Origin of the sequence: Halovibrio variabilis, from assembly GCF_007991175.1 — a bacterium.
Classification (GTDB): domain Bacteria; phylum Pseudomonadota; class Gammaproteobacteria; order Pseudomonadales; family Halomonadaceae; genus Vreelandella; species Vreelandella variabilis.
In genome coordinates this window covers 91,509-112,878 of record NZ_BJXV01000014.1, presented here as the reverse complement: position 1 = coordinate 112,878, position 21,370 = coordinate 91,509, and the positions used below count along the sequence as shown (strand labels likewise).

The following is a 21,370-nucleotide window of genomic DNA, read 5'->3' as shown; positions in this document are numbered from 1 at the left end:
TATCACCATGGCAACTGAAGAAATGGAACAGTTGGTTCGTCGCGAATACAAAGACGGCTTTGTAACCGATATTGAAAGCGACACCCTGCCACCTGGCCTGGATGAAAACACCATCGCCTTTATCTCTAACAAGAAAGGCGAACCCGAGTGGATGCTTGAGTGGCGTCTGGATGCCTACCGTCAATGGTTGAAGATGGAGGCTCCTTCCTGGGCGCATCTCGATTATCCGCCGATTGATTACCAGTCCATCTCTTACTTTAGCGCACCGAAGCGCCCGGAAGACCGTCCTCAGAGCCTGGATGAAGTGGATCCCAAGCTGCTGGAGACCTACGAAAAACTGGGTATTCCGCTGCACGAGCGCGCCGCGCTTGCGGGCGTGGCGGTAGACGCCGTGTTCGACTCCGTGTCGGTCGCTACCACCTTTAAAAAGCAGCTGGGCGAAGCCGGGGTGATTTTCTGCTCGATTTCCGAAGCCATTCGCGACTACCCAGAGCTGATCAAGCAATACCTGGGCACCGTCGTCCCGCAAAACGACAACTATTTTGCGGCACTGAACTCAGCGGTGTTTACCGATGGCTCCTTTGTGTTTGTGCCGGAAGGCGTGACCTGCCCGATGGAGCTGTCGACTTACTTCCGTATTAACGCGGCCAACACCGGCCAGTTTGAACGCACGCTGATTATTTGCGAAAGCCGTGCTCAGGTCTCCTATCTGGAAGGCTGTACGGCGCCGATGCGCGATGAAAACCAGCTCCACGCCGCAGTGGTCGAGCTCGTCGCGCTAGACGACGCCTATATCAAATACTCCACCGTACAGAACTGGTACCCCGGTGATGAAAACGGCGTTGGCGGTATCTACAACTTTGTTACCAAACGCGGTGACTGCCGTGGCGACCGTTCACGGATCAGCTGGACCCAGGTGGAAACCGGTTCTGCCATCACCTGGAAGTACCCCTCCTGTGTGCTGCGCGGTAAAGACAGCATCGGCGAATTTTACTCCGTTGCGGTCACCAACGGTCGTCAGCAGGCGGATACCGGCACCAAGATGATTCATATTGGTGAGGGCACTCGCTCTTATATCGTCGCCAAGGGCATTTCAGCGGGCAGAAGTGACCAGTCCTATCGTGGCCTGGTGAAAATCGGCCCGCGGGCCAAAGGGGCGCGCAACTTTACCCAGTGCGATTCGCTGCTGATCGGCGATAAGAGCGGTGCGCACACCTTCCCCTACCAAGAAATTGGTAATAGCACGGCGACCATTGAGCACGAAGCGACCACGTCTAAAATCGGGGAAGACCAGCTGTTCTACTGCCAGAGCCGCGGTATCTCGGAAGAGGACGCCGTCAGCATGATCGTTAACGGCTTCTGTAAAGACGTTTTCCAAGAGCTGCCGATGGAATTCGCGGTAGAAGCCGAAGCACTGCTCAACGTGACGTTGGAAGGTGCGGTAGGCTAACCGTTGGCCCTTTGTTTTACTTACTTATACCCGTGTCGCCCTGGCGGCACGCAAGAATCAGAAAGGTAATCAATATGTTGCAAGTGAATGATTTACACGTCACCGTCGAAGGTAATGAAATTCTTAAAGGCCTCACCCTGACCATCAATGCCGGTGAAGTACACGCCATCATGGGGCCAAACGGCGCGGGTAAATCGACACTATCGGCGGTGATCGCCGGTAAAGATGGCTACGAAGTTACCCAGGGTACGGTTACCTTTGAAGGCAAAGACGTGCTCGAGATGGAAATTGAAGAGCGCGCCCAGGCCGGTTTGCTGTTGGGCTTTCAATACCCGGTGGAAATTCCAGGGGTAAAAAACATCTATCTGCTGAAAGCAGCGCTTAATGCCCAGCGTGTGGCTCGCGGTGAAGGCGAGATGCCCGCACCGGAGTTTATGAAGCTGGTCAAAGAGAAGCTCGGCTACATGAAAATGGACGCCAGCTTCCTGCAGCGTGCGGTAAACGAAGGCTTCTCTGGCGGCGAGAAAAAGCGCAACGAGATTCTGCAAATGCTGGTACTCCAGCCCAAACTCGCCATGCTCGATGAAATCGATTCGGGGCTGGATATCGACGCCATGAAAGTCGTTGCAGATGGCGTTAACAGCCTGCGCGCTCAAGACCGCGCCATTCTGCTGGTCACTCACTATCAGCGCCTGCTGGATTACATCGTGCCGGATAAAGTCCATGTGCTGGTCGATGGCCGTATTGTCAAAAGCGGCGACGCTGAGCTGGCCAAACAGCTGGAAGCCAACGGGTACGAAGGCATCGAGGAGTCTGTGGCATGAGCGATACGCAAACCTTTTTAGATACGCTGCAAGCGCGTAGCCAAGGCTATCAGGCGGAGCCAACCTGGATCGCCGCGCGCCGCCAGGCGGGCGCTGCACGGTTTGAAGCCTTGGGTTTCCCGACGCGCCGTGATGAAGAGTGGAAATATACCGACGTGCGCTCGATTGCCCGGGGCAACTTTGCCCTGGCCGATGACGCCGAATTTTCCCCGGCTAGCGCTGCGGCGCTGACGCTGCCCATCAATGCCTATCGACTTACCTTCGTGGATGGTGTTTTTTCGGCCGCACTCTCGGATGTTGATTCGCTGCCGTCAAGCGTCCAGGTATTACCGCTTTCCAAGGCGCTTGAGGAGAATCACGAAGCCGTGGGCGGGCCGCTGGGCCGTTTGACCGGGGTCGAATTCTCACCGTTTGCCGCATTGAACACCGCCTTTATGGAAGAGGGCGCCGTGGTGCGCATCGCGCCCGGAACGGTGGTTGAAAAACCCATTCTGCTGCAGTTTCTATCCCGTGCTGGCCAGCCGGTGATGTGCCACCCGCGCGTGCTGGTAGAAGCCGGTAGCCGCAGCGAAGCCACGCTGATTGAACACTATACTGGTGAAAGTGAAGCGACTAACTTCACCAATGTGGTGGGTGAGTTGATGCTTGATCGTGGCGCGATATTGGCCCACTACAAGCTGCAAGAAGCGCCGCTGGGCGATATGCACGTGGCAAGTATCCACGTGGAGCAGGGTCGTGATACGCGCTATACCTCTTACAACCTGAGCTTGGGCGGTTCGCTGGTGCGTAACGACCTGATCAGTGATTTGAATGGCCAGGGCGCGGAAACCAATTTTCTGGGGCTGTTCTTTGGCCAGGGGCGCCAGCACGTTGATAACCACACCAAGGTGAATCACAACGCGCCGCTGACGTTCTCCAACGAGAACTACAAAGGCATTCTGGATGACCGCGCCCACGGGGTGTTTAACGGCAAAGTCTACGTCAAGCGCGACAGTCAGAAGATCGAAGGCTATCAAAGTAACCAAAACTTACTGCTCTCGGATCGCGCCCACATCGACGCCAAGCCCGAGCTTGAAATCTATGCCGACGATGTGAAGTGCTCGCACGGTACGACCACCGGCCAGTTGGACGAAAACGCTATCTATGTGCTGCGTACCCGCGGCATTGATGAAGCCACTGCACGGGGTCTACTGACGCTGGCCTTTGCCGGTGAAGTGCTGGACAAGGTCAGTCTGGACGCAATTGCCGAACGCGTTGAATTAGCGGTCGCTGGTAAGCTGCCAGAGCGCTTTAATCTGGCAGGGCTGGTAGAAACGGCGGTTGCTCTCAACGATTAACCAGGAGTGTTCGATGCCACATACCGTTATTGAGTCAGCGCCTAGCCTTTCGCCAACGAGCCCTGCGCAAGCGCCTTTAGACGTTGCGCGGCTGCGTCAGGACTTCCCGATTTTGGCTCGTGAAGTGCACGGCAAGCCGCTGATCTATTTAGACAACGCGGCCACTAGCCAGACGCCACAGCAGGTCATTGACGTATTTAGCGATTACTATTCGCGCTATAACGCCAATATCCATCGTGGGCTGCACACCCTCGCCGATGAAGCAACAGCGGCGTTTGAAGGCACGCGCCATCGGGTTCGGGCGTTTCTCAACGCGGAAGATGCGCGTCAGATCATCTTCACCCGTGGCACCACAGAAGCGATTAACCTGGTGGCGCAAAGCTGGGGGCGGAAAAACCTTGCCCCTGGTGATGAAGTGCTTATTTCGATGCTTGAGCACCACTCCAATATTGTGCCCTGGCAGCTGCTGGCCGCTGAGATCGGCTTCACCATCAAGGTGATTCCCGTCGAAGCCAACGGCACGCTGGACCTGGCCGCTTATCGCGCGCTGCTTAGCGAGCGTACCAAGCTGGTGGCGGTGAACCACGTCTCTAATGCGTTTGGCACGGTTAATCCAGTCCAGGAGATGGCCGCGCTGGCTCATCATCAGGGCGCGGTGATACTGGTCGATGGCGCTCAGGCCGCGCCGCATCAGGTTGTCGATGTGCAAGCCATTGATGCCGACTTCTATGCCTTCTCCGGCCATAAAGTTTATGGGCCGACCGGGGTGGGCGTGCTGTACGGTAAGCAGGCACTGCTTGAAGCGATGCCGCCCTGGCAGGGCGGCGGTGAGATGATCAATACCGTCTCCTTTGATGTCGGCACTACCTTCGCGGCGATTCCACATAAATTTGAAGCGGGCACGCCGGCTATTGCGGAAGTGATCGCCCTGGGGCGGGCTTTGGAGTGGATGGAGAGCGTCGGTGTGAGCGCGATTGGCGCCTGGGAAGGGCAGCTGCTTGCGCATGCGACGCAAGCGGCGGGCCGCATTGACGGTCTACGTATTTTAGGCACAGCGCCTGATAAAGCTGCCGTTCTCTCCTTTATCGTGGACGGTGCGCACTCCCAGGATATTGGTCTGCTGATCGATCAGCTCGGCGTCGCCATTCGTACCGGGCACCACTGCGCGCAGCCGTTGTTACATCATTTCGGGGTAGACGCGACGTGCCGTGCTTCATTTGCGGCGTATAATACGCTGGAAGAAGTGGACCGCTTTATTGAAGCACTTCAACGTGTCATTAATATGGTGCGTTAAGCGCGGTTATGTAAGGCCAGTTCTCTAAGAACAGCTATTTAAGGACAGCTATGGATCTTGAGCAAGTCGCTAGTCTCGAACGAGGCCAACAGTTGCCGCTCCAGCGTGATGTGGAGGCTATTGCGATTCCGTTTGGGAGTACGGAAACGCTGGCCGAAGATAGCGTGGTGAGCGTCATGCAAGCGAAGGGCAGTACGGTGAGTGTCGGTTTTGAGGGGCGTCTTTTTCTGGTTGAGGGCAGCAACTTAGATGCCTTAGGGCTTGAGCCGTTACCGCGCCCTACGCTGCCCGAAACGGCAACGGAAGAAGAAATAGAGCAGTTTGTGTGGGATCAGCTACGCACCTGTTTTGACCCGGAGATTCCCGTTAACATTGTTGATTTAGGGCTGGTCTACGGCTGCCGTATCGAGCGCTTAATTAACGGTGAGCGCATGGTGACTATCCGTATGACGCTGACCGCCCCAGGCTGTGGAATGGGCGATGTGATTGCCGCGGATGCGCGCAATAAGATCCTCGGTGCGCCGCAAATCAGCAAAGTGCACACCGAAATCGTCTTCAGTCCGCCCTGGAGCCGTGACATGATGAGTGACGAGGCCAAGCTTGAACTCGGCATGTTTTGAGTTGGATACATAACCTTGTGTTGATATGGCTAAAGCGTTTGCTAATGTCGCTAGGAGCACTATTGCTGCTGGCGATATTGTTGTTTATAGCGGGTAATTTTTGGGTAGTGGCCACCACGGCGGCCTATATCGAAAAGCAACCCCAGCAATGCCGCCCCGATAAAGTGGGAATTGTATTTGGCACGTCTCACTGGACGCGCAGCGGCGTACGCAACCCGCACTTTCATGCCCGTATGCGCACCGCGGCAACATTGATTGATCAAGCGAGTGTCGAGCATCTGTTGCTCTCAGGGGATAACCGTACCCAGGCGTATAACGAGCCACGGGCGATGTGGCGCGAGCTGTATCGGCGCGGCGTAGCGCCTGAGCGGTTGACCATGGATTTTGCGGGCTTTAGCACCTACGACACGCTGGCTCGTGCCAAGGACGTTTTTCAGCTTGAAAGGGCGTTACTGATCACGCAGAGCTGGCACCTGCCGCGGGCGGTGTATATTGGTCGGGCGTTAGGTATAGATGTCACTGGCTGCGTGGCGGATGACCCAACGGTCGCTTTGGGGTGGCGCTTAAAGCTGCGCGAGTGGGCGGCGCGGGTAGCCACCCTGGGCGATCTGTATATTTGGAAGCGGGAACCCTATTTTCTAGGTGCGCCGGAACCCATTGAATTGCCGCCGCGGCCTCCCATTGAACTCATCCTGCCGGGGTTAGACAAGCGTTTTGTCGCCCCTTGACCAGCTTTGCCCACGTCAGCCTTGCCAATCTCAGCGATGCGTTTTGCGCTTTTGCAGCGTATACAGCTCGCGTATCAGCTTACGACAGCCCCGCATGCACTCTTCCACTACTGGCTCGATCGGGTCGGGCAAGGGGTGAGTAAACAGTGAAGAGAGGGCCTGCATCAGTACCCGCTCTTGCTCCAATAGCTCATTGATCAATACTTGACTATCGTTGCCAACAAAGCTTTTCAAGCGGCTCCATAGCCAGAGAAAATCATCCCGCTCAACGTCTGCATCGCGAGGCAGCATTTTCAAATGCGTACGGGCGAGTTCCTGCAGCTTGCGCATCTGTTTAAGCCGTTCGGTATAGTGCGGCTTTAGGGCGTCGCGCAGTGAGGGCCGCAGGCGTTCGATATTGTCTTGGAAATAATCAATGCTATCGGCCAGCGCTTCCAATACGCTGTCCATCGCCACTTGGCGATTATCGAGAAACATGAGCGTCTACCTCCTTCGGTGACGCAGATTGTGAGCGGGGCAGCGTCAATTTGCCACCCCCGTAACGGATATATTTTATATTTTTTGCCCTAGCCTTTCGGCTTAGGCGGCGCCTTGCGGGGGGGCACGGCATTTTTTTCAATATGTTCAATAATCATGCCTGCAATATCCTTGCCGGTGGCGTTTTCAATGCCAAACAGCCCAGGTGAAGAGTTAACCTCCATAATCACCGGCCCGTGATTAGAGCGCAACAAGTCGACACCGGCCACGCGCAGCCCCATGGCTTTTGCCGCGCGAATAGCGGTAGAGCGCTCTTCGGGGGTAATTCGGATCACGCTGGCGGTGCCGCCGCGGTGCAGGTTCGAACGAAACTCGCCCTCTGCCGCCTGGCGCTTCATTGACGCCACCACCTTATCGCCGATCACTAAGCAGCGGATATCGGCGCCACGCGCTTCTTTAATATACTCCTGCACCATGATGTTGGCTTTCATGCCCATGAAGGCTTGAATCACCGATTCTGCCGCCTGGTTGGTTTCCGCCAGTACCACGCCAATCCCCTGGGTGCCTTCGAGCAACTTAATGACCAGCGGTGCGCCTTTTACCATGGTGATTAAGTCGGGAATATCGTCAGGCGAGTGGGCAAACCCCGTGATTGGTAGGCCCAGGCCTTTACGCGATAGTAGCTGTAGCGAACGCAGCTTGTCCCGTGAGCGGGTAATCGAGACGTTATCGTTGATAACGTAAGTGCCCATCATCTCAAACTGACGCAGCACCGCGCAGCCGTAAAAGGTCACCGATGAGCCAATCCGCGGGATCACTGCATCGAAAGGCTCAATCTCTTCGCCTTTATAGTGAATCGAGGGGTGGTGAGAGGTAATGCTCATATAGCAGCGCAGCGTGTCCACCACGCGAGCGGTATGCCCGCGCTGCTCTGCAGCTTCCACCAAGCGGCGGGTAGAGTACAAATTGCGATTGCGCGACAGCAGAGCGATATGCATGTAAGAGACTCCGAGCCTAAATTAAGGCGACTAATAAGGGGTTAAGGCTCACCGTGCAAAAAAGCGGCACCGGGTGCAACTAGCAGGCGGCGCAAGGCGCGGCGTCCTAGTAACATCGGATGGCGCATATTGCTACGGTCAGTCAGGGTCAGTTCAACGAGAAAATTTAATTCGCCCATTTGCATCGGGGTGCGGATCACATAGCGCCACTCGCTATGGCCGTTAGAACTGGTGACCCGGCGTCGATCATGCAAGTGCAGACTATAACGGTGGGCCGGCGTGTCCGGTCCCCCGCCGTGGGTAATAAAACTCACCCACAGTTGCCCATGTTCATCTTCATGGGTGTCTATCTCTTCCGCATGCAGGGCAGACGTGCGTGCACCGGTGTCGGCTTTGCAACAAAGGTGGAGCCCAAGCTCAGGTAACGTCACCATCTCGCGACGTCCAATAACCGCCTTAGCCTGATAGGGTAATTCCTTCAAAGTTCACTCCTTGCAAATAAAAGTGACAACATCGAATCAAGCATTGCTGTGTTGCATCATAAGGGCTAATCGGCGTTGGACCGGGGAGCCCGCTGGCGCATCCCGTAGCGCCATCATGACCGGTAAGCGTAGCCGCGGTATTAGCGCAATGTCTCGCACCGCCGCGGCGAAATCGGTCCGCTTGTCCTCCGCCAAACGCTGTAGAAATAGCGGCAGTCGCTGAGCATCTTCAAGGTGGCGCCAGCCGCGGCCTGCCATGGCGGCGAGCACATCAGGCCCGCAAGCCGCCGTGTCAGTTAATAAAAGGCCATACCACTGGCCAATTTCGGCGCTGTCGGTATTGCCCACAGCGCGTAGACAGGCACACAGGGTTTCTACATCGCCCGCTTGCGCGGCAACCTCGCCTCGCTGGTGAAGTGCCGACGCTAGTGCCGCTGACAAGGCATGATGTTCTAAACAGTAGCACAATGAGTGAATAACGGCGGCAGGCAGTGAACCCAGTTGTTGAGCTAAGGTTGCATCGTCAGGCGTTTCCAAGCGGGCGACGTAGTCGGCGATCCCTTGTAACCCCAAGGCTTGCCAATCAATGCTTAGCTGGCCGCTAAAGTACGCTTCAACGGGTTCTAAATGCTGACTGGCGGGCAAGCCCATGGCGTAGGTAGCGCGGGCATTTAACGTCGCTTGGAAGGTAACATTCGGCGTGAAGGCGAGAGGATTATCCTTCATTAAATGATCCACGTCCGCTGTTTCTTCGCGGCCTACTTGCGAAACGTTGCGTCCCAGCGTCTCTAATAGCCGATTTAAAAACGCATCGCGCTGGGCGGGTACCAGCAGCCCTTGTTCATCCAGCGGTAAGGCTAAAAACCAAATCGCCGGCTCGGGCATATCGCCGAGGCGAAACACAATGGCTAATCGCGCTTGGCTTTGCCATGGTTCTGGCCACGCCAGCTCGCCACGTTCAAAGGCAGCGAATGACTCCCGTGGACAGGGGACGACATGGCGGCCCATATGGTAAAGCGAGACCTCACCACCGCTACGGGTAAAAAACTCATCAAGGGTTTGAATCGGTTGCATGACATCCTTCCGCGTTGCAAGCCTGCACTCTACCTTGATGATGGATCACTGTCAGCCGCAAAAGTCGATAAACATCGTTCAAATGACGCGCCATTCATGACAGTGCGGTTAAAAATTAAACAACTAGTCGAAAGCCCCATGAGAGCAGGCGCTGCGACACCTTTCCATAGTTTATCCACAGGCTCATGCAGGTTTTCTGTGGGTCTATGGATAAGTATTCTCAAACGATCTTGATTGGCAAGCCGTCCACACAGCAGGGATAATGATAGGACGATTTTCTTTTTCACTTTCCAAGGCAGTGACAAACCTATTTATGAGTACTTATCAGCCGCTGCAAACCGCGCTTTTAGAGCTTGAAGCTTCGATGAAAGCCGCCGATTTGTGGCGTATGCCAAGACCGGACGCAGACGCATTTGCAAGCCAGCAGCCGTTTTGTATCGACACCATGTCGCTTCCCCAGTGGATCCGCTTTGTGTTTATTGCCCGTTTGAACGCTTTGATTGATGCGAATGCTGCCATGCCCGCCAAGTGCGAGGTGGCGCCCGCCGTGGCGGCCTATTTGCAGCAGGAAAAAACACCCGCCCACCACCAGCTGCTCGTCGTTCGCGCGGTGGAGAAGGTCGATCAGATTGTCACGGAGAGCTGAAAGGGAAGAGCTGCGTAGGATCTTAGTAACGAAAAGCCTGCCAGAAAGGCAGGCTTTGGGGATAACAGCTAAAACGGTGGTTTTACAGGCGGCCTAGAAGCGGTAACTGAGGCCTGCCATGACCACGACAGGGTCGATCTCAACGCTGCCAGCGTCTGCGCCGCCTACTTTGGCGTCGGCATCGATATCGATATACCAGGCCGCCGCATTGAACGCCCAATGTTCATCAATCAGCAGGTCCACACCTACCTGACCCGCAGCGCCCCAGGAGTCGTCAAGTTCCAATGACGCGCCGATATCGGTTTTTTCGTCAGAGAAGCGGGTGTAGTTAATACCGGCGCCGACATAAGGCTGAACACGGGCCTCGGTACCCCCTAGCGGGTAGTACTGTAGCGTGAGGGTAGGCGGCAGATGCTTGGTAGAGCCATCGGTCACGCCTTCCACCTGCAGGTCGTGTTTGAAGGGTAGCGCGGCCAACAGCTCGACGCCCATCTTATCGTGGAAGCGATAGCCCAGAGTGAAGGCAAAATTCGATTCCGCATCGACATTAACATCGGCGCCTAAGATCTCACCGTTATTGCTTTTCGGGTCCACTTTCGCAATACCCACGCGGGTAAAAAAGTCACCCGCGCCATAAGCAAATGCCTGGCTGCTGGTCATCAATGCCGCAGCGGCAATGCTGGAAACGAGTAAGGTGGAAAGGGCGGCTTTACGCATGGGTTCACTCCAGGTGTTAAAACAGACAGTTTCAAATGACTAGTTGCAAAGCTGGGCGGCCATTCGATAGCCGCTTAACGATGAAACAAGTGTAACGAGACCCAGGGAGTGGATTATTGATCCAGGGCAAGGGTTATTAGACAAACGTTATTAGGAGGGAGGGGGGCGGGGAAGCCTAACTCAGGAGCGGGCTGCTGGCCATTTGGGTACCCAATTAGCATGGGTATATGCACAGCTATAAGCAGTATTTTGAGTCCGTAATGCGTGTTTTTCTGGTACGCTCAGCAAGCGGCATGCTCAAATTTTCCGGATTTTTTTATAAAAACGAATTAAAACAGCTGGTTGTAAAAAATATGCCGTGCTTATAGGCAATGCGAAAAGATGGTCATAAGTGATTATGAGCATGCGCTTTTTTCTAGCGTGGTTTGCATTGGGGATTGGTGATTTTCCATTCTTATCAATACCTTGAAGGTTTTTATGGTGTTAGACTTTCTAGAAAAATACGCATGCTTATAAATAAACTGTTAAATTCATGGAGAAACGAATGAACATCCGTACCACGTTAATTGTCGTAATTTTGTTTGCATTGTCAGGTTGTGGGCAATCTAGCAGCTCAGGCTTAGAGGTCTCAAAAGGCGAGTTTGGGGAATCTTGGCCGTTTACTGTAGAAAGTGGAGTTGTGGATTGTGTTGATGGCCAGGCGGCGATCTTCAAGACAGGCGGGACGTCCTATCAACTGAATGGTTTTGCCCGTAGTAGTGGCTATGCGCCTATAGATCCAATTTGGCGAGAAAACCCTGAGATTCCAGGGGTGAGAGTCAATATAGGTTCCATGATTGATTTAGCGCTGGAGCAGTGTTGAGAATTTAACCATCCTGTGCAGCCGACGCTCGTACCTCGCGCGGCTGACGGTTAGCGTTGGGCATCAACACACTCGCTCCGAGGCGACTGACCCCATGAATGCACGCACTCTAGGTACTCTGCTTCAATACGGTGTTGCTAGCGATCTTGCCGAAAAAGCTAATTCAGCTGGGCTCACTGTGACCAAGGCGAGGTCACTTAGCCAGAAGGATATGGTTTCAAAGTTCGGTCTTTCCGAGGCTGAAGCGAAGACCTTGAGCCACTGTGTACGGCGGGAACCAATCGACGAGCAAATTGTTCAGTTACTGCTGGAAAGCAGTAACTTCGTGTGCAGTGTGTGCAAAGGTCAAAAGGGGCCTTCTTACATCATTCACCACATAGTCGAATACGAAAAGACTCAGGACAACACCTACAACAATCTTATTGTCCTTTGCCCCGTCGATCACGACCTCGCACACCAAGGCGGGCTGACTCTAAGGCTCACCGAATCTCAGCTGCGCACAACAAAAACGAAGTGGGAAAAACAGGTCGAGGTGGCGAATGCGCAAAGAGCAGCGCAATTAATCGACGTGAATGACGATGCAATTGACTACGTCAATGTGAAACGCATCGAAGAGTTGTGTGTTCGTCTCTTCAAGAAGATACCTCAAACAACGCTTACAGCCAGCCTTCGCAGCGCAGGCATTTTGGGCGCTGGTGGCTCCTTTGACCAGAAGTATGTTCAGACACACTTGTCGGGAGGGCGCTACCTATTCGACTACATCACGCACCAAGAGACAGAGCACTACAAACAACTGACGCAGCAGATTGCCACGGTGACTAACTTCATCGATCTAGATGAAACGGCTAACGCAGGGCATTCCGCCCTGAAGGCGAGCGAAGGGCATTACGCGTTCTTCATCGGCGGTGTCTGTGCTAAAGGGCCGGACCTGCCTATCACTGCGAGCACTCCGACCATCCTTCTTCACTATTCACGAAAGCATCTTCGTATTGAATGGATACTAGATCCCATCTTCATGATGTCTATGTCAGCCATCACCCGAATTGGTGGCAAGAATCGCTACATCATCTATTGCCTTGTACGTACTGTTGAACTGCAAGCTGATAAGGTCACTCTAGTTCGGGCAAGTCCCCTTCTAATTGCTCAACCCAACAAATGGGTGCATAAGACGCCAGCAATTGCCTACGAACGGCAGTACGCCGAATACATTGATGATGATTTTTTGGACGATGATGCAGATGATGCCCAACCTGGCGGTGCAGGGGACGCTGCGCAGTGAGGCCGCGCAGCGCCCCTGACCTTGAACGTTATGTGCCCAAGAGGTCAGTATGGATTTGAACATGGAAATCAAAGATTGGATTACCGTTTGCGCGATCATCGCTGGGCCAATTCTGGCTGTCCAAGCGCAAAAAATGGTCGAGAGCATACGAGACCGAAAGCAAAGAAAACTTCAAATCTTCCATACCCTGATGGAGACACGGGCTACTAGGCTTTCAGGGCCACACGTTTCAGCTCTAAACATGATAGACCTGGAATTCTACGGGAAGAAATACTTCGGTAAACGCTGGCAATCGGAAGCTGACAGGAAAGTCACGAACGCATGGAAAATCTATAACGATCATCTGAATAACAGCGTACCTGATGAACGTCTAGACGCATGGATAGAGAAAGGGGCTGAGCTATTTACGTCTTTACTGTATGCCATGTCTCAGTCCTTAGGTTATGACTTTGATGAAGTCCAGCTGAAGCGGGATTGTTATAGCCCGATAGCGCACGGAAAAATTGAAAGAGATCAAACCAAGATAAGAGAAGGGATCGTTGGTATCTTGGAAGGGCGAAGATCCTTTCCAATGGCGGTTACATACCTACCACCCTACCAACCTATTGACCCTGTGCCGGAAGCAGAGTCACATAACGATCAAAAGCAGTCGGACTCGTAAACTCGCCGCTGTTTCGAAGCGTTAAATGCCAGTGACCGCGAGATCCAGTGCGGCAATAATGTGATCTCTGAAGTGCGAGAGGGAGCCGACGGGATTCTTTAGGTGCTTTTTTGGCACCGAGGAAATTTGCGGAGTGAGCAAGAGCAACGTCTGATCGTTGAACGTTACCTCTGGCGTGAGGCCCCGCATGGCCTGTTCGCCAAAAGCAGCGCTCCTCCCCAAAGGGATAACGATACGAGTTGCCAAGTCGGTCAGAAGGGCGCTTTGAATATCTATCAGGTAAGGGTAGTGCGCTTTGCTGGTTTTACTTGGGTTAGGGTAAACGTCGAATTGTGCCATCAAAACTCCCGAAATTCGTCGCCAAAGCACCCATGTTGCTCAACGAATTCGTTATAATTCTTGATCGCACTACGGTTTTCTTCGACCCATTGAGCGGCCTCTCGTTTCGCAAGCTCTTCCTTCAGCGCCCGCTCAAGGGTGGCTGAAAGGTTAATGTTCAGAGCGCGGGTCTTGTTTAGGAGGTCACTGTTCACCGACAGGTTCGCTGCCTTTCTGGGTGCGGCTGTATCGTAAAGTTCTGGCATTTTTCCCTCCACAGAGTTGTGACCAACATTATTACAGATTATGCGCACTGGAATGCGCATTCAAGTGAGCATTTAACAAATTGCAGGGTAATCCTCCGTAAATCCCGGCTGCCAGATACAAAAAAGCCACTAACGAGTAGTGGCTAATGATGGATCGCTGAGACAGTGATCAGCATTTGCTGAGTGCGGGAGGAGGGCAAGCGACTTCAATGAGCCGCTCGCCTCCTAAGCACCTGTTCCTAAGCACCAACCACTAAGGCAACAACCTATTCGGCCGTTGCCAACAGGCTGGCGTTGCCGCCCGCTGCGGTGGTGTCGATACATAGGTGACGTTCCACCACGTAGCGATCCGGCGAGATAGTCTGGGTCTCGAGCGAGATGATGGCGCCGTCGCGCTTGGCCAGCGCAATGCGCAGTTCGCGGGTCCAGTCGCTGGCGCCAGCAGCGGCGACCGCTGCAATGCCTTTGACCTCGCTCAGTGTCTCTGCTGAAACGCTGCCATCAAGCCCGACCACTGGCGCGCCGGCGTCAATCAGTGGCTTCACCGCCTGCTCGGCACCTGTCGTGACCACGACGGCCGCACAGCCCGCGCCGAGGGCCTGGGCTGCTTGCGCGATGGCGATATCCAGAGTTGGCCCGAGGCACAGCACCACTCCTTTCGGATACATCGCCAGGCGGTTGCTTTCGCCCGTCGGCCCCGGCAGCGTCTGCGACGTCATGTCCAGCGCGGCCGTCTCATTGAGTGCCTTGCGGATCACGCCGCCTTTGCCGGAGAGCGCCTTGCGCAGCACCTCGATGCGATTGGGACGTACCGCCCAGTTACGCGCATCCAGCCCATCAAGCGCCGATTGAAGATCGCCAAGTGAAACGGCTTTTCCTTCTGGCGCCTCAACGTGCTCGGCGTCTGCGGTGCGACGGAAGCGGTTGACGTAGAGTGGGCCACCGGCCTTGGGGCCTGTGCCTGAGAGCCCCTCGCCACCGAACGGCTGGGAGCCAACGATGGCGCCGATCTGGTTGCGGTTGACGTAGACGTTGCCGACATGGATGCGCTCGACGATCTGCTGCACGCGGTCATCAATGCGGGTATGCAAGCCGAAGGTCAGCCCGTAGCCTTTGCCATTGATATCGTCGACCACCTTGTCGATATCCCGCGCTTTGAAGGTGGCGACGTGCAGCACCGGGCCGAAGATCTCACGCTCGAGGTCCTCGATGCCGCTGACTTCGACCACCGCCGGGGTGACAAAGGTGCCGGTGTCTGGCGCGGGCAGCTTCTTCAGTACCTTGCCGTTTTTCTCCTGTGTTGCCACATAGTCGCTGATATCGGCCTGGGCGTCGGCGTCGATGACCGGCGACACGTCGGTATCGGTGTTCCAGGGGTCGCCAATGGTGAGCGCGTCCATGGCGCCGTAGAGCATGTTGAGCAACCGGTCCCGCGCTTCTTCCTGGACATACAGCATGCGCAGCGCGGAACAGCGCTGGCCAGCCGACTGGAAGGAGGAAATCAGTATATCGCGCACCGCCTGCTCGGTCAGCGCCGTGGAGTCCACAATCATGGAGTTGAGCCCGCCGGTCTCGGCGATTAGTATCGCATCGGGGCCCGCGTTCTCGGCCAGCGCCTTGTGGATAATCTGCGCCACCGGGGTGGAGCCGGTGAAGCAGACACCGGCGATACGCGGATCGCTGGTCAGCGGGCCGCCCACCGTCGGGCCGTCGCCCGGCAGCAGCTGCAGCGCCGCTTCCGGTAGGCCGGCTTCGCGCATCAGCTCGACGGCGCGGGCGGCAATCAGGGGCGTCTGCTCGGCGGGCTTGGCGAGTACCGCGTTACCGGCCACTAGGGCAGCAGCGATCTGCCCGGTGGTAATCGCCAGGGGGAAGTTCCACGGGCTGATGCAGACGAAGATGCCGCGGGCGCTGCCGGGCTCTTCCGCGTCCAGACGCTCGCCTTCGTTGGCATAAAAACGCAGGAAATCCACCGCTTCGCGCACTTCGGCGATACCGTCGAACATCATCTTGCCCGCTTCGCGGGTGGTGATCACGGTCAGCTCGGCGATATGCTCCTCGTAGAGATCGGCAGTGCGGCGCAGTACCGCGGCGCGTTCGGCCGCTGGGCGTGCCGACCACTCTTTGAAGCCTTGCTCGGCGGCGTCAAGGGCGGTTGTCACCTCTTCAGGGGTGGCCTCATGCACCTTGCCGACCACTCGCGAACCATCTGCGGGGGAGACGGCATCGCGCGCCGGGCCCTGGGGTGCGGGGTTGCCCACCAGCATGGGGCCTGCGGTCCAGGTGGCATCGGCAAACGCTTCCCGTGCCTCAAGCAGTGGGAGGATCGATGCTGGCTCGTTAATCCGATAGCCCTTGGAGTTCTTGCGCTCAGGCTCGAACAGCTCGCCGGGCTGACGGATCAACGGGCTTGAGACGTCGTTGCCGAGCTGCTTAAAGCCTTCAATGGGATCCTTTGATACCTCGCTCGGCGGAATCGAGCTGTCCACCACCTGATTGACGAACGAGGAATTGGCGCCGTTTTCCAACAGGCGGCGGACCAGATAGGCCAGCAGATCGCGGTGCGCGCCGACCGGGGCATAGATGCGGCAGTGGGCGCCTTCCGTCTCCTTGACGATGTGGTGCAGCGATTCGCCCATGCCGTGCAGGCGCTGGAACTCGTAGCTGTCCTTGTCGTCGCCTGCCATGGCCACCACGGCGGCGCAGGTGTGGGCGTTGTGGGTAGCGAACTGCGGATAGATACGGTCGCGCCGGTCGAGCAGCATCTGGGCGCAGGCCATGTAGCTGACATCGGTGTTGACCTTGCGGGTGAAGACCGGGAAGGTCTTGACCCCCATCTCCTGGGAAAGTTTGATCTCGGTATCCCAGTAAGCGCCTTTGACCAGACGTACCATAATCTTGCGATCGAACCGCTCGGCCAGTTCGTAGAGTGTCTCAATCATCGGCGCGGCTCGGCGCCCATAGGCCTGCACGACGACCCCGAAGCCATCCCATCCGTCCAGGCTTGGGTCGGCCATCAATGCCTCGATCACGTCGAGGGAGAGATCCAGCCGGTCTTGCTCTTCGGCGTCGATGTTGAAACCGATATTGGCCTTGGCTGCCTGCTGCACCAGCTCTTTGGCGCGGGGCAATAGCTCGGCCATCACCGTGTCACGGTGGGTATATTCATAGCGCGGATGCAGCGCTGAGAGCTTCACGGAGATGCCGGGGCTGCCGCGTACGTCGCCCTTGGCCTGCTTGGCGATCGCGGTAATCGCCTCGGCATACGCTTGATGATAGCGGAGAGCATCGTCGTCGGTGCGCGCCGCTTCGCCCAGCATGTCGTAGGAGTAGGTGTAGCCCTGTTTCTCGAGTTCGCGGGCATTTTTCATACCCTCGTCAATGGTTTGGCCGAGTACGAACTGGCGGCCGAGAATTTTCATTGATTGGCCAACCGCCCTGCGCACCACCGGCTCGCCCATGCGGCGTACCAGGCCGCGTAGCGCCCGCGTCGGGCCCTTGGGGTCTTCTTCCAGCACCTTGCCAGTCAGCAGCAGTGCCCAGGTCGAGGCATTGACCATTGACGAAGACGACTTGCCCAGGTGGGCGCCCCAGTCAGACGGCTCGATCTTGTCGTGGATCAGGTCGTCGATGGTTTCCGCATCGGGTACGCGCAGCAGTGCTTCCGCCAGACACATCAGACCGACGCCCTCGGTGGTCGAGAGCCCGTACTCGGCCAGGAACGCCTCCATCATTGAGGGCGACCTTTCCTTACGCACACGCGCCACGTAGTTAGCACCCTCGGCGGCGACCTTCTGGCGGTCATCCTCCGATAGCTTGATACGCTCGACAAGCCCGTGCAGTACATCTGCCTCATTGGCGTCGTAATTGGTGCGAATGCGTGAGCGCAGATCACTCACGTCGCTATGCAGATTATGCAGATGGGGATTGGCTTCGTTCATACTGGGTTTCTCCCTGCTAGCCGAAACGTAGCGTTGATGCGTTGTCAGCTAGAATGTAGTCGTTCTTTTTAAAGCAAGCACAAAAGATCAAACCAATAGAGGGCTCCCGCGGGAGCCCTCTTTATACGTTAGATATGCTCTGGCAATACGTTGAATGTACCCTGGAACGTTAGTTGCGAGTGATGTGCTGATATTCACCCGAGTCTTCGGTTGCGTTGCTCACCACCATGATGGCAATGAAGGACGCGATGAAGCCAGGAATAATCTCGTAGACACCTGGGCCGCCCAGGAATTCACCGTTCCAGCCCAGCGAGATCCAAATCATAACCGTGAGAGCACCGACTACCATGCCTGCGATGGCACCATTACCGTTGGTGCGTGACCACATCAGCGACAAGATAATTAGCGGGCCAAACGCTGCACCGAAGCCTGCCCAAGCGTTACTGACCAGCCCCAGCACCTGGGAGTTTTCATCAGAGGCAATAATCGCTGCCACGATACCCACCAGCACCACGCAGACACGGCCGACGGCGACAGACTCTTGTTCGGACGCATTCTTGTGCAGGAACAGGCGATAGAAGTCCTCAGTCAGTGAGGAAGACGCCACCAGAAGCTGGCTGGAAACGGTACTCATGATCGCAGCAAGCAGTGCCGCGTAGAGGAAACCGGTAATCAACGGATGGAACAGCAGATTCGCCAGGACAATAAAGATCGTTTCCGGATCTTCGATATCCATGCCATTGCGGATCGCATAGGCGCGGCCGAAGATGCCCAGAGAAACGGCACCAATCAGCGAGATAAGCATCCAGCCCATGCCGATGTTGCGGGCAACGGGGACATCCTTCAGCGTTCGGATCGCCATAAAGCGCACAATGATGTGCGGCTGGCCGAAATAGCCCAGCCCCCAGGTCACCGCAGACAGCCAGCCGATGAAGGTGAGGCCTGATGTCCAGGATAGCAGGGTAGGATCGATTTCATTCAGGGTCTGTGTCGCTTGGCCTAAACCACCGCCACCTTCGCCAAATAGCACCACCGCTGGCATGATTACTAGCGCTAGCATCATGATGCAGCCTTGCACGAAGTCCGTCATGCTCACAGCCAGGAAGCCGCCGACCACCGTGTAAACAAGCACCACGCCAAGCGTGATCATGATACCCATGGCGTAGTTGCTCATGTCACCGAAGTTGTAAATGCCAGAAAACGCGCTTTCAAATAGCTTGCCGCCAGCCACTAGACCTGACGCGGTGTAAACCGCGAAAAAGATCACGATAACGATGGCAGACACGGTGCGCAGGGAAAGCGCACGGGTCGGGAAGCGGTTGGCGAGGAAAGCCGGAATAGTGATCGCATTGCCGTAGTGAACCGTCTGTTCACGCAGACGCGGAGCGACCAGAATCCAGTTGAATAACGCCCCTACGAGCAAGCCAATGCCGATCCAGGCCGAGCCCAGGCCGGATACAAACATTGCGCCCGGTAAACCTAGCAGCAACCAACCGCTCATGTCCGATGCGCCGGCAGAGAGAGCCGCTACTTGCGGGCTGAGGGTTCGACCACCCAGCATGTAATCTTCAGAGGAAGAGGTGGATTTGCGCATCGCATAAATGCCGATGCCGACCATAAGCGCAAAGTACGCAATGAGACTAATCCAAACACCAATAGCCATGTAACTTCTCCAGTTCGTCAGGACGGAATGAGTTCCGACCGGTTAGCGCGGTTACCGTGAGAAACCGGTAGTGGCCCGCATTGTTTTTAACCCCGTTGGCTATTACGTTACGAGGCCTAACGAGCGCCCGCCAGAGATAGTGTCAGAAGGTTTGATGGCACGTTTATCAGCAATGATCCCTGTATTATTTTCGACCATGAGGTAGTTTCCTGTTCAGGAGTTTTGGTTTGTCGTTGATGAGTTGCTCACTCATCGCCTAGCGCCAACAGTGACGCGTTCCCGCCTAACGCAGCGGTGTTATTAGTAATCGTTTTTGCAGTAACAAGTGTTTCAGATAAAGAACAAATGAGTAACAGAGCGTTAGGCCCAAGCTAATAAGCGAATGTAGAGTGCCGCCACCTTGAGTGTATGTTGGTTCCGCGGTAATACGTGTCAATTCCGCGGCAAGAGTAGTAGTTTTACGACTTTAGTAGAATTTTTGCTGGCCTGCTAGCGGCTCAAAAGCAGCGTTTGACGGGCTAATAGCAACCGGTGCCATATCCGCTTGGCGCAATTTGCGCGGCGACAATCCATAGCTGCGCCGAAACGCATGGGACAGGGCGCTTTGGTTGGCAAAGCCGGTTTGAATCGCAATATCGGTAAGCGGTAGGCGGCTTTGCAGAATCAATTGGCGGGCCGCATGCAGGCGCTGGCGCTTGACGTACTGCCAGGGCGATAGCCCGGTTTGGGCGCGAAAGCACTCGGAAAAATGCGCTTCGCTCAGGCAGGCCAGCCGGGCAAGATCGGCAACTCGGAGGTCATCGGCGAGATGTTGATGAATAAAGTGGTCGATGCGGCTTAGGTCCAAGCGGCGCTGAGTGGTGTTGGCCGGCGTACCTAGCCGGGCTTTAAGTGAGCCCAGCAGAGTGGCTGCCAATCGATCTTGCTGAAAGGAGTCGGAGGCAGTGTCAAACCCTTGAGCAAGCTCGCTTTGCATAAAAGTTAAATAGTGGCGTATGGAGCTATCCAGGCCGAAAAAGCGGGGTGCATCAAACAGTGCCACCAGCTCGCGGTTTTCACCGGTTAGCGCAGGGGCATCTTCGGGAAGGTCGAAAATCAATTGCCGGTTGTGGCCGTAACCTGAGTAGTAGTGTTCGTGGTTGGCGGGCACGATACAGCCCGAAAACGCATTGACTCGACCACCTAAGCCTTCGATTTCAAATTCCGAGGAACCGTACAGCGTAATCACTATTTGATGAAAATCGTGCGTGTGGTGATGTGTAGCGCTGGCTAGCGGAATTTGCCGGATAGTGCTGGGCATCGTCAGTCTCCTAAACCGCAATAACGCTCATGAACCGCAATCACTGTTGCTGGCGGAGGTTAGTATGAGCGGACAAATGGTCGCGAAGGGCCTTAAGCTCTTCTTGCCCCTCTTGCGTAAGCAGTGGCTTACCTTGGGCAACCAGCCAGCGACGACCGTGCTCCTCCATTAAGTGCGCAGCGCGGCGCCTAATGCCGTCCAAATACTCATTGTGGCGAATGGGATAACCGATGATAGCGTTCCATTCGGTTTCGCTCACTTCGCTGTTAAGCGCCTTATCAAACAGTGTAAGTAGATCGTCGGGTTCAGTGCGGTATCGCGGGGTGCTTGACGTCATTAACACCAACATGACCGCGCCAATCACCAGCAGGCACACACCAAACACTAAAAGATACAGCGCCATTCGCAATGCTCCTAGGCGTCGTCCGTTAAT

21 protein-coding genes are annotated in these 21,370 nt (G+C 55.6%); 10 read left to right on the top strand and 11 right to left on the bottom strand.

The features are described from left to right. Positions 1-7 precede the first annotated feature (7 nt). The 6 genes from sufB to HVA01_RS13320 all read left to right on the top strand — a co-directional run bounded on the left by sufB (position 8) and on the right by HVA01_RS13320 (position 6,253). Positions 8-1,450 carry a Fe-S cluster assembly protein SufB gene (gene sufB / locus HVA01_RS13345; protein ID WP_146875900.1) on the top strand — a complete coding sequence of 481 codons (1,443 nt, stop codon included), beginning with the start codon at positions 8-10 and terminating at the stop codon, positions 1,448-1,450. Positions 1,451-1,524: 74 nt separating this feature from the next. Further along, the gene (sufC, locus tag HVA01_RS13340) at positions 1,525-2,274 is read left to right on the top strand and encodes a Fe-S cluster assembly ATPase SufC (protein WP_146875899.1); all 750 of its coding nucleotides are present in this window, start codon (positions 1,525-1,527) and stop codon (positions 2,272-2,274) included. Beyond that, complete coding sequence (sufD, locus tag HVA01_RS13335; protein ID WP_146875898.1) at positions 2,271-3,611, top strand: Fe-S cluster assembly protein SufD; 1,341 nt, start codon at positions 2,271-2,273, stop codon at positions 3,609-3,611. Before sufC ends, sufD begins: the two co-directional genes overlap by 4 nt. 13 nt (positions 3,612-3,624) lie before the next feature. Beyond that, positions 3,625-4,905 (top strand): cysteine desulfurase, encoded by a 1,281-nt coding sequence (locus HVA01_RS13330; protein WP_146875897.1) that lies wholly within the window; start codon positions 3,625-3,627, stop codon positions 4,903-4,905. Between the two features lie 50 nt (positions 4,906-4,955). Beyond that, positions 4,956-5,525 (top strand): putative Fe-S cluster assembly protein SufT, encoded by a 570-nt coding sequence (sufT, locus tag HVA01_RS13325; protein WP_146875896.1) that lies wholly within the window; start codon positions 4,956-4,958, stop codon positions 5,523-5,525. 44 nt (positions 5,526-5,569) lie between these two features. Further along, entirely contained in the window at positions 5,570-6,253 is a 684-nt protein-coding gene (locus HVA01_RS13320; RefSeq protein WP_246129626.1) for a SanA/YdcF family protein, read from the top strand. Between the two features lie 30 nt (positions 6,254-6,283). Here HVA01_RS13320 and HVA01_RS13315 read toward each other — a convergent pair whose 3' ends face one another. The 4 genes from HVA01_RS13315 to HVA01_RS13300 form a co-directional block, all read right to left on the bottom strand. After that, the gene (locus HVA01_RS13315; protein ID WP_146875895.1) at positions 6,284-6,730 is read right to left on the bottom strand and encodes a hypothetical protein; all 447 of its coding nucleotides are present in this window, start codon (positions 6,728-6,730) and stop codon (positions 6,284-6,286) included. 89 nt (positions 6,731-6,819) lie between these two features. Continuing rightward, the gene (gene rimK, locus HVA01_RS13310) at positions 6,820-7,728 is read right to left on the bottom strand and encodes a 30S ribosomal protein S6--L-glutamate ligase (RefSeq protein WP_146875894.1); all 909 of its coding nucleotides are present in this window, start codon (positions 7,726-7,728) and stop codon (positions 6,820-6,822) included. A gap of 41 nt (positions 7,729-7,769) precedes the next feature. Beyond that, a complete protein-coding gene (locus HVA01_RS13305) occupies positions 7,770-8,210 on the bottom strand; it encodes an ATP-dependent zinc protease family protein (RefSeq protein WP_146875893.1) in 441 nt (146 codons plus the stop codon). A 36-nt stretch (positions 8,211-8,246) separates the two neighbouring features. After that, complete coding sequence (locus HVA01_RS13300; RefSeq protein WP_146875892.1) at positions 8,247-9,284, bottom strand: DUF3549 family protein; 1,038 nt, start codon at positions 9,282-9,284, stop codon at positions 8,247-8,249. Positions 9,285-9,597: 313 nt separating this feature from the next. Here HVA01_RS13300 and HVA01_RS13295 point away from each other — a divergent pair, with 313 nt between their 5' ends. Beyond that, entirely contained in the window at positions 9,598-9,930 is a 333-nt protein-coding gene (locus HVA01_RS13295; RefSeq protein ID WP_146875891.1) for a YqcC family protein, read from the top strand. Positions 9,931-10,023: 93 nt separating this feature from the next. Here HVA01_RS13295 and HVA01_RS13290 read toward each other — a convergent pair whose 3' ends face one another. Then, positions 10,024-10,647, bottom strand: coding sequence for an OmpW/AlkL family protein (locus HVA01_RS13290; RefSeq protein ID WP_146875890.1), 624 nt, complete (start codon positions 10,645-10,647; stop codon positions 10,024-10,026). A 544-nt stretch (positions 10,648-11,191) separates the two neighbouring features. On the opposite strand from HVA01_RS13290, the gene HVA01_RS13285 reads away from it, so the two are divergent. From HVA01_RS13285 to HVA01_RS13275, 3 genes are all read left to right on the top strand, one after another. Beyond that, positions 11,192-11,509 carry a DUF2511 domain-containing protein gene (locus HVA01_RS13285; RefSeq protein WP_170243516.1) on the top strand — a complete coding sequence of 106 codons (318 nt, stop codon included), beginning with the start codon at positions 11,192-11,194 and terminating at the stop codon, positions 11,507-11,509. A gap of 94 nt (positions 11,510-11,603) precedes the next feature. Further along, positions 11,604-12,788, top strand: coding sequence for an HNH endonuclease signature motif containing protein (locus tag HVA01_RS13280; RefSeq protein ID WP_146875888.1), 1,185 nt, complete (start codon positions 11,604-11,606; stop codon positions 12,786-12,788). 61 nt (positions 12,789-12,849) lie between these two features. Further along, complete coding sequence (locus HVA01_RS13275; protein ID WP_146875887.1) at positions 12,850-13,449, top strand: DUF6680 family protein; 600 nt, start codon at positions 12,850-12,852, stop codon at positions 13,447-13,449. Between the two features lie 21 nt (positions 13,450-13,470). Here HVA01_RS13275 and HVA01_RS13270 read toward each other — a convergent pair whose 3' ends face one another. From HVA01_RS13270 to HVA01_RS13245, 6 genes are all read right to left on the bottom strand, one after another. Then, positions 13,471-13,788: a CcdB family protein gene (locus HVA01_RS13270; RefSeq protein ID WP_146875886.1), complete on the bottom strand. Its 318-nt coding sequence runs from the start codon at positions 13,786-13,788 to the stop codon at positions 13,471-13,473. Further along, the gene (locus tag HVA01_RS13265; RefSeq protein WP_144812960.1) at positions 13,788-14,033 is read right to left on the bottom strand and encodes a type II toxin-antitoxin system CcdA family antitoxin; all 246 of its coding nucleotides are present in this window, start codon (positions 14,031-14,033) and stop codon (positions 13,788-13,790) included. Before HVA01_RS13265 ends, HVA01_RS13270 begins: the two co-directional genes overlap by 1 nt. Positions 14,034-14,299: 266 nt before the next feature. Next, the gene (putA, locus tag HVA01_RS13260; protein ID WP_146875885.1) at positions 14,300-17,974 is read right to left on the bottom strand and encodes a bifunctional proline dehydrogenase/L-glutamate gamma-semialdehyde dehydrogenase PutA; all 3,675 of its coding nucleotides are present in this window, start codon (positions 17,972-17,974) and stop codon (positions 14,300-14,302) included. Between the two features lie 169 nt (positions 17,975-18,143). Further along, positions 18,144-19,637, bottom strand: a complete 1,494-nt coding sequence (putP, locus tag HVA01_RS13255) for a sodium/proline symporter PutP (RefSeq protein WP_146875884.1) — start codon at positions 19,635-19,637, stop codon at positions 18,144-18,146. A 466-nt stretch (positions 19,638-20,103) separates the two neighbouring features. Further along, positions 20,104-20,937 (bottom strand): AraC family transcriptional regulator, encoded by an 834-nt coding sequence (locus HVA01_RS13250; protein WP_146875883.1) that lies wholly within the window; start codon positions 20,935-20,937, stop codon positions 20,104-20,106. A gap of 40 nt (positions 20,938-20,977) precedes the next feature. Further along, entirely contained in the window at positions 20,978-21,340 is a 363-nt protein-coding gene (locus HVA01_RS13245) for a hypothetical protein (protein WP_146875882.1), read from the bottom strand. Between the last annotated feature and the right edge of the window lie 30 nt (positions 21,341-21,370).